This is a genomic window from Maribacter arenosus, assembly GCF_014610845.1.
GTDB classification, from domain to species: domain Bacteria; phylum Bacteroidota; class Bacteroidia; order Flavobacteriales; family Flavobacteriaceae; genus Maribacter_A; species Maribacter_A arenosus.
On the sequence record NZ_JABTCG010000006.1, the window covers coordinates 110,483 to 124,122 of the forward strand.

At 41.4% G+C, this 13,640-nt stretch carries 13 protein-coding genes and 1 riboswitch; all 13 genes read left to right on the plus strand.

What is annotated here, in order from left to right; translation table 11 throughout:
* Complete coding sequence (locus HPE63_RS16380) at window positions 1–1,170, plus strand: trans-sulfuration enzyme family protein (protein WP_188315388.1); 1,170 nt, start codon at window positions 1–3, stop codon at window positions 1,168–1,170.
* A 50-nt stretch (window positions 1,171–1,220) separates the two neighbouring features.
* The gene (locus HPE63_RS16385; protein WP_188315389.1) at window positions 1,221–1,631 is read left to right on the plus strand and encodes an RrF2 family transcriptional regulator; all 411 of its coding nucleotides are present in this window, start codon (window positions 1,221–1,223) and stop codon (window positions 1,629–1,631) included.
* Between the two features lie 225 nt (window positions 1,632–1,856).
* On the plus strand, window positions 1,857–2,123 hold the full coding sequence (locus HPE63_RS16390) for a DUF2061 domain-containing protein (protein WP_188315390.1): 267 nt from the start codon (window positions 1,857–1,859) through the stop codon (window positions 2,121–2,123).
* 25 nt (window positions 2,124–2,148) lie between these two features.
* Entirely contained in the window at window positions 2,149–2,772 is a 624-nt protein-coding gene (locus HPE63_RS16395; RefSeq protein WP_188315391.1) for a phosphoadenosine phosphosulfate reductase domain-containing protein, read from the plus strand.
* 24 nt (window positions 2,773–2,796) lie between these two features.
* Window positions 2,797–3,696 carry a sulfate adenylyltransferase subunit CysD gene (cysD, locus tag HPE63_RS16400; protein ID WP_188315392.1) on the plus strand — a complete coding sequence of 300 codons (900 nt, stop codon included), beginning with the start codon at window positions 2,797–2,799 and terminating at the stop codon, window positions 3,694–3,696.
* Between the two features lie 105 nt (window positions 3,697–3,801).
* Entirely contained in the window at window positions 3,802–5,049 is a 1,248-nt protein-coding gene (locus tag HPE63_RS16405; RefSeq protein ID WP_188315393.1) for a sulfate adenylyltransferase subunit 1, read from the plus strand.
* Window positions 5,050–5,186: 137 nt separating this feature from the next.
* Window positions 5,187–7,277, plus strand: a complete 2,091-nt coding sequence (locus HPE63_RS16410) for a nitrite/sulfite reductase (RefSeq protein ID WP_188315394.1) — start codon at window positions 5,187–5,189, stop codon at window positions 7,275–7,277.
* Window positions 7,270–8,100: a uroporphyrinogen-III C-methyltransferase gene (cobA, locus tag HPE63_RS16415; protein WP_188315395.1), complete on the plus strand. Its 831-nt coding sequence runs from the start codon at window positions 7,270–7,272 to the stop codon at window positions 8,098–8,100. Before HPE63_RS16410 ends, cobA begins: the two co-directional genes overlap by 8 nt.
* 95 nt (window positions 8,101–8,195) lie before the next feature.
* Entirely contained in the window at window positions 8,196–8,795 is a 600-nt protein-coding gene (locus HPE63_RS16420; RefSeq protein WP_188315396.1) for a precorrin-2 dehydrogenase/sirohydrochlorin ferrochelatase family protein, read from the plus strand.
* Between the two features lie 76 nt (window positions 8,796–8,871).
* A riboswitch (SAM riboswitch) is annotated at window positions 8,872–8,990 on the plus strand.
* Between the two features lie 202 nt (window positions 8,991–9,192).
* Complete coding sequence (locus HPE63_RS16425) at window positions 9,193–10,197, plus strand: homocysteine S-methyltransferase family protein (RefSeq protein ID WP_188315397.1); 1,005 nt, start codon at window positions 9,193–9,195, stop codon at window positions 10,195–10,197.
* Between the two features lie 9 nt (window positions 10,198–10,206).
* A complete protein-coding gene (locus tag HPE63_RS16430) occupies window positions 10,207–10,548 on the plus strand; it encodes a four helix bundle protein (RefSeq protein ID WP_188315398.1) in 342 nt (113 codons plus the stop codon).
* A gap of 66 nt (window positions 10,549–10,614) precedes the next feature.
* Window positions 10,615–10,896, plus strand: coding sequence for an antibiotic biosynthesis monooxygenase family protein (locus HPE63_RS16435; RefSeq protein WP_188315399.1), 282 nt, complete (start codon window positions 10,615–10,617; stop codon window positions 10,894–10,896).
* Complete coding sequence (metH, locus tag HPE63_RS16440) at window positions 10,897–13,587, plus strand: methionine synthase (RefSeq protein ID WP_188315400.1); 2,691 nt, start codon at window positions 10,897–10,899, stop codon at window positions 13,585–13,587.
* Window positions 13,588–13,640: the final 53 nt, after the last annotated feature.

Sequence of the window (13,640 nt, forward strand, 5' to 3'; positions counted from 1 at the left end):
ATGGGTAAGAAACATAAATTTGAAACGGAAGCTATCCGAACCCAACTGGAACGTTCACAATTTTTGGAGCACTCAAGTCCGTTATACCTCACTTCCAGTTTCGTATTCGAAGACGCAGAGGATATGCGTGCTTCCTTTGCTGAAGAGAAAGATAGGAATGTATATTCCAGGTATTCCAATCCCAACTCATCAGAATTCATTGAGAAGGTATGTAAAATGGAAGGTGCAGAGGCTGGTTTCGCATTTGCATCGGGTATGGCAGCTGTATTTTCGACCTTTGCGGCCTTGTTGCAGAGTGGCGACCATATTATTTCCGCAAGAAGTGTTTTTGGCTCTACACATAGTTTGTTCACGAATTTTTTCCCAAAATGGAATATTACCCATAGCTATTTTAAGATTGATGCGTTGGATGAAATTGACCAATTGGTGACCCCTAAAACCAAGATCTTATATGCCGAATCACCCACCAACCCTGGTGTTGATGTTTTGGATTTGGAAGAGTTGGGCAAGATGGCCAAAAAGCATAATTTGATATTGATCATTGATAATTGTTTCGCTTCCCCTTATTTGCAACAACCCATAAAATTAGGGGCGGATTTAGTCATTCATTCCGGCACAAAATTAATGGATGGGCAAGGAAGGGTACTTGCGGGTATAACCGTTGGGAAGGCCGATCTTATAGATAAGGTTTATCGCTTTTCCCGGATTACCGGACCGTCATTATCGCCCTTTAATGCATGGATATTGTCAAAAAGCCTTGAAACTTTAGCTGTACGGGTGGATAGGCATTGCGAGAATGCCTTAAAGCTAGCACAGTTTTTGGAACAGCATGAGAAGGTCAATTGGGTCAAATATCCATTTTTAAAGTCGCACCCAAAATATAAAGTCGCTAAAAAACAGATGAAAGCAGGGGGTTGCGTCGTAGCTTTTGAAGTAAAAGGTGGATTGGATGCAGGGCGAAAATTCTTCGATGCCATTCAATTATTGTCATTATCAGCCAACTTGGGCGATTCACGAAGTATAATAACCCATCCGGCATCAACGACGCATAGCAAACTGTCGATTGCTGAACGAGCGGCGGTAGGTATTACCGATGGTTCTGTTCGGATCTCCGTAGGATTGGAACATATAGAGGATATTATTGCTGATATTTCACAAGCTCTGGGCTGAGTTTTTGCATTATAGGTAAATGAATCTAAGATTTTGCATATATTCGTCACATGCTTTCTAAAAAGACAAAATACGGTCTAAAGGCTTTAAGTTACTTGGCCTCCCAAGATAATAGGCTACCAGTGCAGATTGCGGAAATTGCCAAGCACGAGAATATATCCCAAAAGTTTTTGGAGAGCATTCTTTTGACCCTGCGTAAATCAGGGCTTTTGGGTTCTAAAAAAGGTAAGGGCGGAGGGTATTATCTTATAAAAGATCCCGAGGATATTCTAATGACCGATGTAATGCGCATTCTCGAAGGTCCCATTGCCTTGGTCCCTTGTGTGAGTCTTAATTTTTATGAACAATGCGAGGATTGCCCAGACGAGGCGACATGTGCTGTGCATAAATTAATGCTTCAAGTTAGGGATAGTGCCTTGACGGTTTATCGAAACAATACCTTGGCAGATATTATAAAATAGACCCTTTGCCTGTCGAAAGCAAAAAACTTCACTTAATAACGGAAGAATCATCAAAAATCGTAATTAATGATCGATTTTTTTTCGAAGAATCGATGAAATATTTATTAATCTACTAAAACAATAGGGTAATTCTGATTTTTTATAGGTTTTTAGTATGTTGGTTTCATATATAATTCTAAATTTGCATACTCTATTAAATCGATAGGGTAAAAAAATTAGAATAACATGATTGCAGATCGATTGATTTTAAATAAAAAAACCGTTAGCAGGGATTTCGATACCGACAGAAAATCGGAAAGACCAATTCGAAGTATAGCAAAGGCCTTTAGTTGGAGGGTCGTTGGTACATTGGACACCTTGTTGATATCCTATCTTTTGACAGGTAAAATAACCTTGGCCGCTTCGATTGCATCAATCGATTTTTTAACTAAGATGGTATTATACTTTTTTCATGAAAGGATATGGAATCTTGTTCATTGGGGAAAAAAGTAACCCATCAATCGTAAATACTTGAACTATGGGTTTTACCGAGGATTATATTAAAAAGTTAAATATACAATTTAAGGGGATTTCACCTGAGGAAATTATTTCTTGGGCCATCAAGCATGGCAAGAATCCTGTGGTTACCACGAATTTCAGACCCTATGAGGTGGCCATCCTCAATGCGGTAACCCAGGTGAAAAAGAACATTCCTGTAGTTTGGTGCGATACTGGGTACAATACGCCCCAAACCTATGCCCATGCCGAGAAATTAATAGCAACATTAGATTTGAACATCAGGTTATATGTTCCTAAGCAGACCGCGGCACATAGAGATGTGGTTATGGGGATTCCTAGAGTTGACGATCCAAGACATGCCAAGTTTACCGAACAAGTTAAACTGGAACCTTTTAAAAGGGCGATGACCGAGATACAACCCGATATATGGTTTACCAATTTAAGAAAAGGCCAAACAGCACATAGGGACACATTGGACATTCTAAGCCTTAGTAAGGATGGGGTGTTAAAGGTGAGTCCGTTCTATCACTGGAGTGATGGCCAATTGGATGCGTATCTCGAAGAAAGAAACTTACCTAACGAACATATTTATTTTGACCCCACAAAAGTGCTTGAAAACCGCGAGTGTGGCTTACATATTTAATTATACCTTTAAAGTAGTTCATTGATGAAAGACACATCACATATCAACCCTTTGGAAAATGAAGCCATTTACATTATTCGTGAAGTGGCCGCACAATTTGAAAAACCGGTTTTGTTGTTTTCCGGAGGAAAGGATTCGATTACCTTGGTGCGATTGGCACAAAAAGCATTCTATCCTGCAAAAATCCCATTTCCTTTAATGCATATCGACACGGGGCATAATTTTCCTGAAACGATTGAATTTCGTGATAGGTTGGTTGAAGAACTTGGGTTGGAACTGATTGTAAGAAATGTCCAGGATACCATTGACCAAGGAAAGGTAAAGGAAGAGACAGGTCGCTATTCAAGTAGAAATGCCTTGCAGACCACAACACTTTTGGATGCTATTGAAGAATTTAAATTCGATGCCTGTATAGGTGGGGCAAGACGAGATGAGGAAAAGGCCAGGGCCAAGGAACGAATTTTTTCGGTCCGTGATGATTTTGGGCAATGGGATGAGAAAAACCAGAGGCCGGAATTATTCGACATGTTGAATGGGCAGATCGATTTAGGACAAAACGTGAGGGTCTTTCCTATTTCCAATTGGACAGAATTGGATGTGTGGTCCTATATCGAAAAAGAAAATATTGAAATTCCATCCATTTATTTCGCACATAAAAGAAAGGTTTTCTTAAGGGATGGCTTGATTTGGTCGCATTCCGATTACGTATACCAAGAAAAGGATGAGGAAGTGTTGGAAGAATTGGTCAGGTTTAGAACCGTGGGAGATATGAGTTGTACGGCTGCTGTATTTTCAGAAGCCACGGATATAGCTAGTGTCGTCCAGGAAATAAGGGAATCCACGATTTCTGAAAGAGGGGCACGGATCGACGATAAACGGTCTGAGGCGGCCATGGAAAAAAGAAAACAACAAGGGTATTTTTAAATTTTCCTTCGAAAATTCAGCTATTGGCTTATGGCCGTTAGCTCAAGAAAATAATCAATTAAATATGGCCAAAGGCACATTGCGAATGGCCAACAACTAAATAGGATGGAAGTATTAAAAATAGCAACGGCGGGAAGCGTCGATGATGGTAAAAGCACCTTGATCGGCAGAATTCTTTACGATACTAAATCGTTGACTACCGACAAGTTGGAAGCCATTGAAAAAACCAGTAAGCAAAAAGGATATGATTATCTGGACTTCTCTCTGGCTACAGATGGACTGGTTGCCGAAAGGGAGCAGGGAATCACGATCGATGTGGCCCATATCTACTTTTCTACCCCCAACAAGAGCTATATCATAGCTGATACCCCGGGCCATGTGGAGTATACCCGGAATATGGTAACAGGGGCTTCCACTTCCCAAGCGGCAATAGTTTTGATAGATGCAAGAAAAGGGGTCATTGAACAGACCAACCGTCATTTTTTTATCAATAATTTGTTGCGGATCAAGGATGTAATCGTAGCCATAAACAAAATGGATCTAGTCGATTATTCCGAGGCAACCTATAATGCCATTAAAGCCGATTTTGAATCATTGATGGGCAAGCGGGATTATAAAGGGCAGAACATCACATTTATCCCGGTAAGTGCTCTCAAAGGGGACAATGTGGTCCATAAATCCAACAATACCCCATGGTATAAGGGAGAGGCGCTTTTGGAACATTTAGAACATTTAGATAGAAAAGATATATTCAATACAGGTACCCCTAGATTTCCGGTACAATATGTTATTCGGCCCAAGACCGAGGAATTCCATGATTTTCGAGGCTTTGCAGGGAAAGTATATGGGGGCGAATTAAGTGTTGGTGATGAAGTCCTGGCATTACCGTCTAAAACCAAATCCAAAATAAAGGAAATCTATTTTTACGATAAAAAGTACCAAACAGCATCAAGACGCTCATCGGTTACCATTACCCTTGAGGACGAAATAAATGTGAGTAGGGGGGATATGCTGGTTAAGGTAGGGGATTTACCTAAAATCGATAAACAGTTTACAGCCACCATTTCTTGGATGGATGCCAAAACCATGAATACGGGAAATAAATATGTCTTGCAACATGGTGTGAATAAGGTCTTGGCCAAAGTAGATAACATTCATCATCGAATAAATCCTGATTATTCAGGTATCGAGGAAGATGTCGATGCCTTGAAAATCAATGATATTGCCCAAGTATCGTTTAAATTGAACAAACCCATTTATTTTGATTCGTTCAAGGACCACCGTACCAATGGCTCTTTTATTTTAATAGATACACAATCGAACAATACGGTAGGGGCAGGTTTTATAAACTGATTTGTTGGTAGTAATCCTATAATGGGCCAAAATCCATAATATAATATTGACATAATTACCTATTAAAACTATAGGGAAAATAGATTAATAAAGTCCGGCGTTACGTTAAAATTAGAATATTCAATTAAAGAAAAGATATGCGAAGTTTTAGAACAGAAATAGAAAATCCGATAGTAGAAAAGGATATTATAGAATTGGAGGCCAAAATCCGTCAGTTCAAGGAGGGCAAAATCGATGAGGAGAAATTCAGGAGTCTTCGTTTGGCGCGTGGTGTTTATGGGCAACGCCAATTCGGCGTACAAATGATTCGCATCAAATTACCTTATGGAAAAGTGACCACCAATCAACTTCGTAGGATTTGTGATGTTTCGGATGAATATTCTACCGGGCGTTTGCATATAACCACACGTCAGGATATACAAATACATTATGTTGATTTGGATAGAACGCCTGAGCTTTGGGCCCAATTGGAAAAGGATGAGGTAACTTTGCGTGAAGCATGTGGCAACACTATAAGGAATGTGACCGCAAGTGAAACGGCCGGAATCGATGTCGACGAACCCTTTGACGTTTCCCCTTATGCCCATGCGCTTTTTCGGTATTTTTTGCGTAATCCTATTAGTCAGGAAATGGGTAGAAAATTCAAGGTATCCTTTTCATCCAGTGATATCGACACCGGATTATCCTATATGCATGACCTTGGTTTTATAGCTAAAATTGAAAACGGGATTAAGGGCTTCAAGGTAATGCTCGGGGGTGGTTTAGGATCCCAACCTAGACATGCGGATGTGTTGTTCCCTTTTCTACCAACCCATAAGATAATTCCGATGATGGACGGTGTTATCCGTGTTTTCGATCGGTATGGGGAACGTAAAAGTAGGGCAAGGGCGAGATTGAAATTTTTGCTTAAAGACATCGGCTTGGATGGATTTAAAAAATTATTGGAAGAAGAACAGAAGGCCGTTCCTATTTCGACCTTTCCCATTGATGCCGATGCCTATCCAAAACCCACTATTTCAAGTAGCGATGTGCCCGAAGTTGAAATTGCGGACCAAATGGCCTTTGAGGCCTGGAAAGCGACCAGCTTGGTACCTCAAAAACAAGAGGGTTTTGTCGCTATAGGTATCAAAGTATTGTTGGGCGATTTTTATACCGATAAAGCCCGATTGTTGGCGGCATTGGTCGAAAAATATGCAGCTGGGGAAATACGTTTGTCCCTTCGACAGAACATCTTGATACCTTATGTACGTGAAGAATCGGTTCCATTTTTTTATAACGAACTATCCAAACTTGGGTTTGCACATATCGGGTATAACAAAGCGATTGATATAACCTCTTGCCCTGGCACGGACACCTGTAATCTCGGGATTGCCAGTAGTACGGGGATCGCACGTGAATTGGAAAGGGTGATCAAAGCGGAATACCCACAATATATCAACAACCCGGATGTGCTTATAAAAATAAGTGGCTGCATGAATGCCTGCGGACAGCATAATATGGCCAACATAGGTTTCCAGGGAATGTCTATTAAAACCAAGAATAAACTTGTGGCCCCGGCATTACAAGTTTTATTGGGTGGAGGGAATTTAGGAAATGGCAGTGGAAAATTTGCCGATAAAGTGGTGAAGATACCCAGTAAAAGGGGGCCTGAGGCTTTGCGTTTGATTTTAGATGATTTTGAGTCAAATGGCAAAGGATCTTCCTATGTCACCTATTATGAGGAAAAGGGAGAACCCTATTTTTATGAGCTTCTAAAGCCTTTGGCCGCTGTTGACAATCTAACTCCTGACGATTTTATCGACTGGGAATCCGAGGAGAGATACCAAACGGCTATAGGTATTGGGGAGTGCGCAGGGGTAGTAATCGATCTAGTGGCGACATTGCTCTATGAAAGCGAGGAGAAAATACTTAATGCCATCTCTACCATTCATGAAGAAAAATGGGCGGCAAGTATCTACCATTCATATTCGGCAATGATAAATGCCGCAAAAGCCCTATTGACTGCTGAAAAAACAAAGACAAATACTCATTCCAGTATTATCACGGATTTTGATGAGGTTTTTATTGCATCAAATAAAATTGAGCTAGGACAGGGTTTTGCCGATATAGTTTTACAGATCAAAAATAATGAGCCCACCCCGGAATTCGCAAAACGGTATTTAAAAGATGCCCAGGAATTCCTTGAAAGTGTTGAGACATATAGAAAAATGGATTTGATAAATGTATAGAAAACCTAAATTAACCTTAGTTGGCGCCGGACCTGGTGATATGGAATTGATTACCGTAAAGGGGGTCAAGGCTTTGGCCAATGCCGATGTAGTTCTTTATGACGCTTTGGTTGAAGATACCTTATTGGACTATGCCCCCAATGCGGAGCACATTTTCGTAGGGAAACGTAGAGGGTGTTATGCCTATCAACAAGATCAGATCAATGAGCTGATCGTGAGTAGGGCCTTTAGTCATGGGCATGTAGTCCGTTTAAAAGGAGGTGACCCCTTTGTGTTTGGGCGAGGTGCCGAAGAAATGGACTATGCTGCAGCCCACGGTTTGGAAGTCAACTTGGTTCCTGGTATTTCATCGGCGGTTTCCGTACCTGCTACCCAATATATTCCAGTGACGAAAAGAGGGATTGCCGAAAGTTTTTGGGTAATTACAGGCACGACCAAGGAACATAAACTATCTAAGGATGTCCATTTGGCGGCAAAGTCAAATGCCACCGTAGTCATTCTTATGGGAATGGGAAAATTACCGGCGATTGTTGCTCTTTTTAAAAAAGAAGGAAAAGCCGAAACGGCAATAGCGATTATTGAAAATGGCACCCGGGAAAATGAAAAAGTTGGGATAGGTACCGTAGCTTCCATTGAAAAAGTAGTCAAAAAGAAGCAATTGAAAAATCCGGCCATCATCATCATTGGCGATGTGGTAAAACACCGGGAAAGGATTCTAGACCTAACCGGTCACCAAGAAAAAGGCCTGCAAGACGATGAACTGAGGATGCCCAATTTTGTTAACAAATCTATATTGACCACCAGCTTTTTTCAGGCAAGGTAGTCGAAACAAAAGGAGCCTACCCTTTCTGCAAGGGGTTGCCAACAAAGGAGGCGAGGCCACCTTATAGGTCTTAACCAATTAGTCAAATCATTAAAATGACAGAGCGAAACAATCTATATCCCATATTCTTGAAAACCTCGAATCTTCATATTTTGATTGTGGGCGGGGGTAATGTAGCCGAGGAAAAACTCACTTTTTTGACCAAATCAAGTCCCGATGCCAATGTCGCGATCGTATCTCCTGAGTTTGCAAAAGGCACAGTGGAATTGGCGGAAAATCACAACGTTCAATTGATTACCGATGTGTACGATAAGAAGTACCTCACAGGAATGCACATAGTGATTGCAACGACCGACAAACCCGCCGTGAACGTACAGGTATATGAGGATTGTCGGGCAATGGATAAATTGATCAATGTAGCCGATAATCCCCCATATTGTGATTTTTACATGGGAGGTATAGTAACGAAAGGTAATGTTAAGATAGCCATTTCGACTAATGGAAAATCACCGACCACGGCCAAAAGATTGCGTCAGTTTTTCGAGGAGGTCATTCCAGAGGACATAAATCAAATGGTACTCAATTTAAATTCTTACAGAAAAACATTAAAAGGAAACTTTGGCCAAAAGGTTGAAAAAATGAATGAAGTGACCCAAATGCTTTTGACAACAAAAGCAAAAATGGGTAATGAATAGCCCAAAACTAAGGATATTCCTTGTTTTAGAATAAACTGTACCGTTTATTTGCAGTGCGTTCATTAGTACGTTGACATAGTTATCAAGAAAGGCGGAGGGACTAGACCCAATGAAACCTTGGCAACCCTTTTCCAAAAGCCATCGGGGATAAAGAAGGTGCTAAATTCTATCATGCTCAGGCATGAAAGATAACCCATAAAAAGACAAATGTCTTTTCCTTTTTTCTTGATCGATTATTAATAGGGCGTTACCATTTAATAAAAAAATGGTCGGGCTTTTTGTTGTATCCCTAAAACAAGTTCAGGGGATGCCTCTGAAATATAGTATCCTGAGCGTAGTCAAAGGGGTTAACGCAAAACAATTGAACTAGTAAAGATATTTTTGCCAAACTTAATATATGAAGGACATAAAGAGCATATTAAATACTAGGATTTTGGTCTTGGACGGGGCCATGGGTACCATGTTGCAGCGGTACAAATTTACCGAAGCCGATTTCCGCGGGGAACGGTTCAAGGATTGGACCAGTCCGTTACAGGGGAACAATGATCTTTTATCCCTGACGCAGCCGAAGGCCATTTCCACTATACACGGCAAATACTTAGAAGCTGGGGCCGATATTATCGAGACCAATACATTTTCAAGCACGACCATAGCCATGGCCGATTACCACATGGAGGAATTGGTGTATGAGTTGAATTATGAATCGGCCAGGATTGCAAGAAAAGTAGCCGATGAATTTACGGCCAAAGAACCCCATAAACCAAGGTTTGTTGCGGGTAGTATCGGACCTACGAATAAAACCGCAAGTATGTCACCAGATGTCAATGACCCGGGATTTCGAGCCGTATCTTTCGATGAATTACGGTTGGCCTATAAGCAACAGGTCGAAGCGCTGATAGATGGTGGCGTCGATATGCTGTTGGTTGAAACCATCTTTGATACCCTGAACGCCAAAGCGGCACTGTTTGCCATAGAAGAGGTCAAAGAAGAGCGGCAAAAAGATATTCCGATTATGGTTAGTGGTACCATTACCGATGCGTCTGGGCGCACCTTGTCCGGACAAACGGCAGAGGCATTTTTAATATCCATATCCCACATTCCCATTCTTTCGGTCGGTTTCAATTGTGCCTTGGGGGCGAGCCAATTGGTGCCCCATTTAGAAGTTCTGTCCTCAAAAACCGATTTTGCGGTTTCGGCCCATCCGAATGCCGGTTTACCGAATGCTTTTGGCGAATACGATGAATCCCCAGCCCAAATGGCTGACCAGATAAAAGAGTATATGGAAAAGGGATTGGTGAATATTGTGGGCGGTTGTTGTGGTACCACCCCGGAACATATAAAAGCTATGGCCGAATTGGTTAGGAATTATAAACCTAGAAAGTTGATGGTTGAATGTTTATAGTTGATTGATATGGAGTATATTGAATTGGAAGTGTGGAAAGAATCCAGAGTACTGGTAAATATACTTTATAAAATTACAGGGAAATTTCCCCAAGAAGAAATGTATAGTTTAACGAACCAAATGAGGAGGTCTGCAATTTCAATACCCTCTAACATTGCAGAAGGATGCGGGCGAAGAACATCAACTGATTTACTACAATTTTTGCACATTGCTAGGGGTTCTTTATATGAGTTGGAAACACAAATATATTTGGCCTTAGATCAAGAATATTTAAATAATGAAAGTTTTGAAAACCTACAAGAACAGATAGTAATTTGTAAAAAATTGCTCAATGGATTTATCAATTATTAAAAAAACAATACTCGATGATAAATTATCAATCCAACATACCATCAACCATCAACGAGAACTAGAGGAATGGTCTTAGAAGTAGCTATATTGAATATTAAGGAAGGATTATCAAAGGAGTTTGAGCAAAGTATTGCCCACGCTTCCTCCATCATTGTTTCAATTAAGGGATATCTGTCCCATCAATTGAAAAAGTGTATCGAAGTAGAATCCCAGTACATCCGTTTAGTCAATTGGGAAACCTTGGAAGATCATGAAATAAGATTTAGAAATTCACCTGAGTATCAAAATTGGAAAAAATTGTTACATCATTTCTACGAACCTTTTCCTGAAGTATTTCATTACAAATAAATGAGTAACTCAAAACGAAAATATCTGCAATTAAGCGGACTGGAACCCTTGGTGGTAACCCCAGAAAGCAATTTCATAAACGTGGGGGAACGCACCAATGTAGCGGGTTCCAAGAAATTTCTTCGTCTTATAAAGGAGGAAAAATTTGAAGAGGCCTTGGATGTTGCCCGACATCAAGTGGAAGGAGGCGCCCAAATCATCGATATCAATATGGATGACGGTCTCATAGATGGTAAAGAGGCCATGGTTACCTTCTTGAACTTGGTCATGGCCGAACCCGATATCGCCCGAGTACCCATAATGATCGATAGTTCAAAATGGGAGATTATCGAGGCGGGGCTACAGGTGGTACAGGGAAAATCCGTAGTGAATTCCATTAGTCTTAAGGAAGGTAAAGAACAATTTGTCCACCAGGCAAAGTTGATCAGACGTTATGGTGCTGCGGTAATAGTAATGGCTTTTGACGAGAAAGGCCAGGCTGATAACTATGAACGAAGGGTGGAAATTGCCAAGCGCTCTTATGATATTTTGGTGAACGAAGTGCATTTCGCCCCCGAGGATATCATATTTGATTTAAACGTATTTCCGGTGGCGACAGGTATGGACGAGCACAGACGAAATGTGCTCGACTTTATTGAAGCCACCAAATGGGTGAGGGAAAATCTCCCTTATTGCAATGTTAGCGGAGGGGTCAGTAATGTCTCCTTTAGTTTCAGGGGCAATAATCCCGTCAGGGAGGCTATGCATTCGGTATTCCTATACCATGCCATTAAGGCGGGGATGAACATGGGTATTGTAAATCCCACCATGTTAGAGGTCTATGATGATATTCCAAAGGATTTATTGGAGCGTGTTGAGGATGTGATTCTTGACCGAAGGGATGATGCCACCGAGCGATTATTGGATTTTGCGGAATCTGTTGTCGGAAAAGCCAAAGAAAGTACAGTGGATCTCTCATGGCGGCAAGAACCGCTTCAAAATCGTATAACCAGGGCTTTGGTAAAGGGTATTGACCAATATATCGTCGAGGATGTTGAAGCTGCAAGGAAAAGTGTCAATAAGCCGATCGAGGTCATTGAAGGCCACCTGATGACCGGTATGAATGTGGTAGGAGACTTGTTCGGAAGTGGAAAGATGTTCTTGCCACAAGTCGTGAAATCGGCCCGGGTGATGAAAAAAGCGGTGGCTTATTTACTGCCGTTCATTGAGGAAGAGAAATTGTTGAATCCACAGGAGGGAGACACTAAAGGGGCGGGAAAAATTCTGATGGCCACCGTTAAGGGGGATGTACACGATATCGGTAAAAATATTGTTAGTGTGGTATTGGCCTGCAACAATTACGAGATCGTTGATTTAGGGGTGATGGTACCTCCAGAAAAAATAATAGAAGCCGCCAAGAAAGAAAAAGTCGACATCGTCGGTTTAAGTGGCTTGATCACACCATCCTTGGATGAAATGGTGTTTTTGGCGAAGGAAATGGAACGCCAAAATTTCAAGATTCCATTGTTGATCGGTGGTGCCACCACCAGCAAGGCCCATACAGCGGTGAAAATAGAGCCCCAATATCGAAATACCGTGGTTCATGTTAATGATGCTTCCAGGGCTGTAACAGTGGTTGGGGATTTATTACAAAAGGAGACCTCCGTGGAATATAAGCGGTCTATAAAACAGGATTACGAAACCTTTCGCACTAAATTCAGGAACCGGGCCCAACACAAAGAATACACTTCCATTGCAGCAGCAAGGGACAATAAATTTCAGATTGATTGGGGTACAACCGAAATCATACGACCCAATACCTTAGGTATTCAGGTTTTAGATGACCTGGACCTCAAATTATTGCTACCTTATATAGATTGGACGCCCTTTTTTCGAAGTTGGGAATTGCATGGAAAGTATCCTGATATCCTGAGCGATACGGTGGTTGGGAAACAGGCTACCGAACTTTTTTCCGATGCCCAGGAGATGTTGAAAAAAGTCGTGGAAAACAAATTATTAAGGGCAAAAGGTATCTTTGGGTTGTTTAATGCGAATACAATAAACGAAGACGATATTGAAATAGAGGTCGAAAATCAAAAGTTTGTATTCCGTACGTTACGACAACAGTTGAAAAAGAGGGAAGGAGTACCTAATTTAGCCCTGTCGGATTTTATTGCGCCTAAGGAAGAAGGACTTCAGGATTATTTGGGTTGTTTTTGTGTAAGTACGGGATTTGGTACTGCAGAATTGGCTGCTGAATACGAGAAGAACCACGACGATTACAATGCTATTTTAATCAAGGCATTGGCGGATCGTTTGGCAGAGGCATTTGCAGAGTATCTGCACAAGGAAGTACGTTTAAAACATTGGGGCTATGCAAAGGATGAGCAACTGGCAAATGGAGAACTGATCAAGGAGTCTTATATAGGAATCCGCCCAGCACCTGGTTATCCGGCGTGTCCGGACCATTTAGAGAAATTGACCATTTGGGAAGTTTTAGGGGTCAAGGAGAAAATAGGGGTTGAACTTACGGAAAGTTTGGCCATGTGGCCTGCAGCAAGTGTAAGTGGCTATTATTTTGCGAATCCCGAAGCTCGCTATTTTGGGCTTGGTAAGATAAAGGAAGACCAAGTGGAGGATTTTGCCCAACGAAAGGGAATTTCATTGGATGAGGCCACCAATTGGTTGGCTCCTAACCTTGCGGATGATTAAATTTGCGTTAGGGATAGCAGCGACATCCCCTGAACTGGTTTCAGGGATATAGC

Bases quoted from the DNA above. Each gene is read 5' to 3' on its own strand.
- HPE63_RS16390 (WP_188315390.1), top strand. From the start codon at position 1,857: ATGATTGCAGATCGATTGATTTTAAATAAAAAAACCGTTAGCAGGGAT.
- HPE63_RS16395 (WP_188315391.1), top strand. From the start codon at position 2,149: ATGGGTTTTACCGAGGATTATATTAAAAAGTTAAATATACAATTTAAG.
- HPE63_RS16380 (WP_188315388.1), top strand. From the start codon at position 1: ATGGGTAAGAAACATAAATTTGAAACGGAAGCTATCCGAACCCAACTG.
- HPE63_RS16405 (WP_188315393.1), top strand. From the start codon at position 3,802: ATGGAAGTATTAAAAATAGCAACGGCGGGAAGCGTCGATGATGGTAAA.
- HPE63_RS16425 (WP_188315397.1), top strand. From the start codon at position 9,193: ATGAAGGACATAAAGAGCATATTAAATACTAGGATTTTGGTCTTGGAC.
- HPE63_RS16430 (WP_188315398.1), top strand. From the start codon at position 10,207: ATGGAGTATATTGAATTGGAAGTGTGGAAAGAATCCAGAGTACTGGTA.
- metH (WP_188315400.1), top strand. From the start codon at position 10,897: ATGAGTAACTCAAAACGAAAATATCTGCAATTAAGCGGACTGGAACCC.
- HPE63_RS16410 (WP_188315394.1), top strand. From the start codon at position 5,187: ATGCGAAGTTTTAGAACAGAAATAGAAAATCCGATAGTAGAAAAGGAT.
- cobA (WP_188315395.1), top strand. From the start codon at position 7,270: ATGTATAGAAAACCTAAATTAACCTTAGTTGGCGCCGGACCTGGTGAT.
- HPE63_RS16385 (WP_188315389.1), top strand. From the start codon at position 1,221: ATGCTTTCTAAAAAGACAAAATACGGTCTAAAGGCTTTAAGTTACTTG.
- HPE63_RS16420 (WP_188315396.1), top strand. From the start codon at position 8,196: ATGACAGAGCGAAACAATCTATATCCCATATTCTTGAAAACCTCGAAT.
- cysD (WP_188315392.1), top strand. From the start codon at position 2,797: ATGAAAGACACATCACATATCAACCCTTTGGAAAATGAAGCCATTTAC.
- HPE63_RS16435 (WP_188315399.1), top strand. From the start codon at position 10,615: ATGGTCTTAGAAGTAGCTATATTGAATATTAAGGAAGGATTATCAAAG.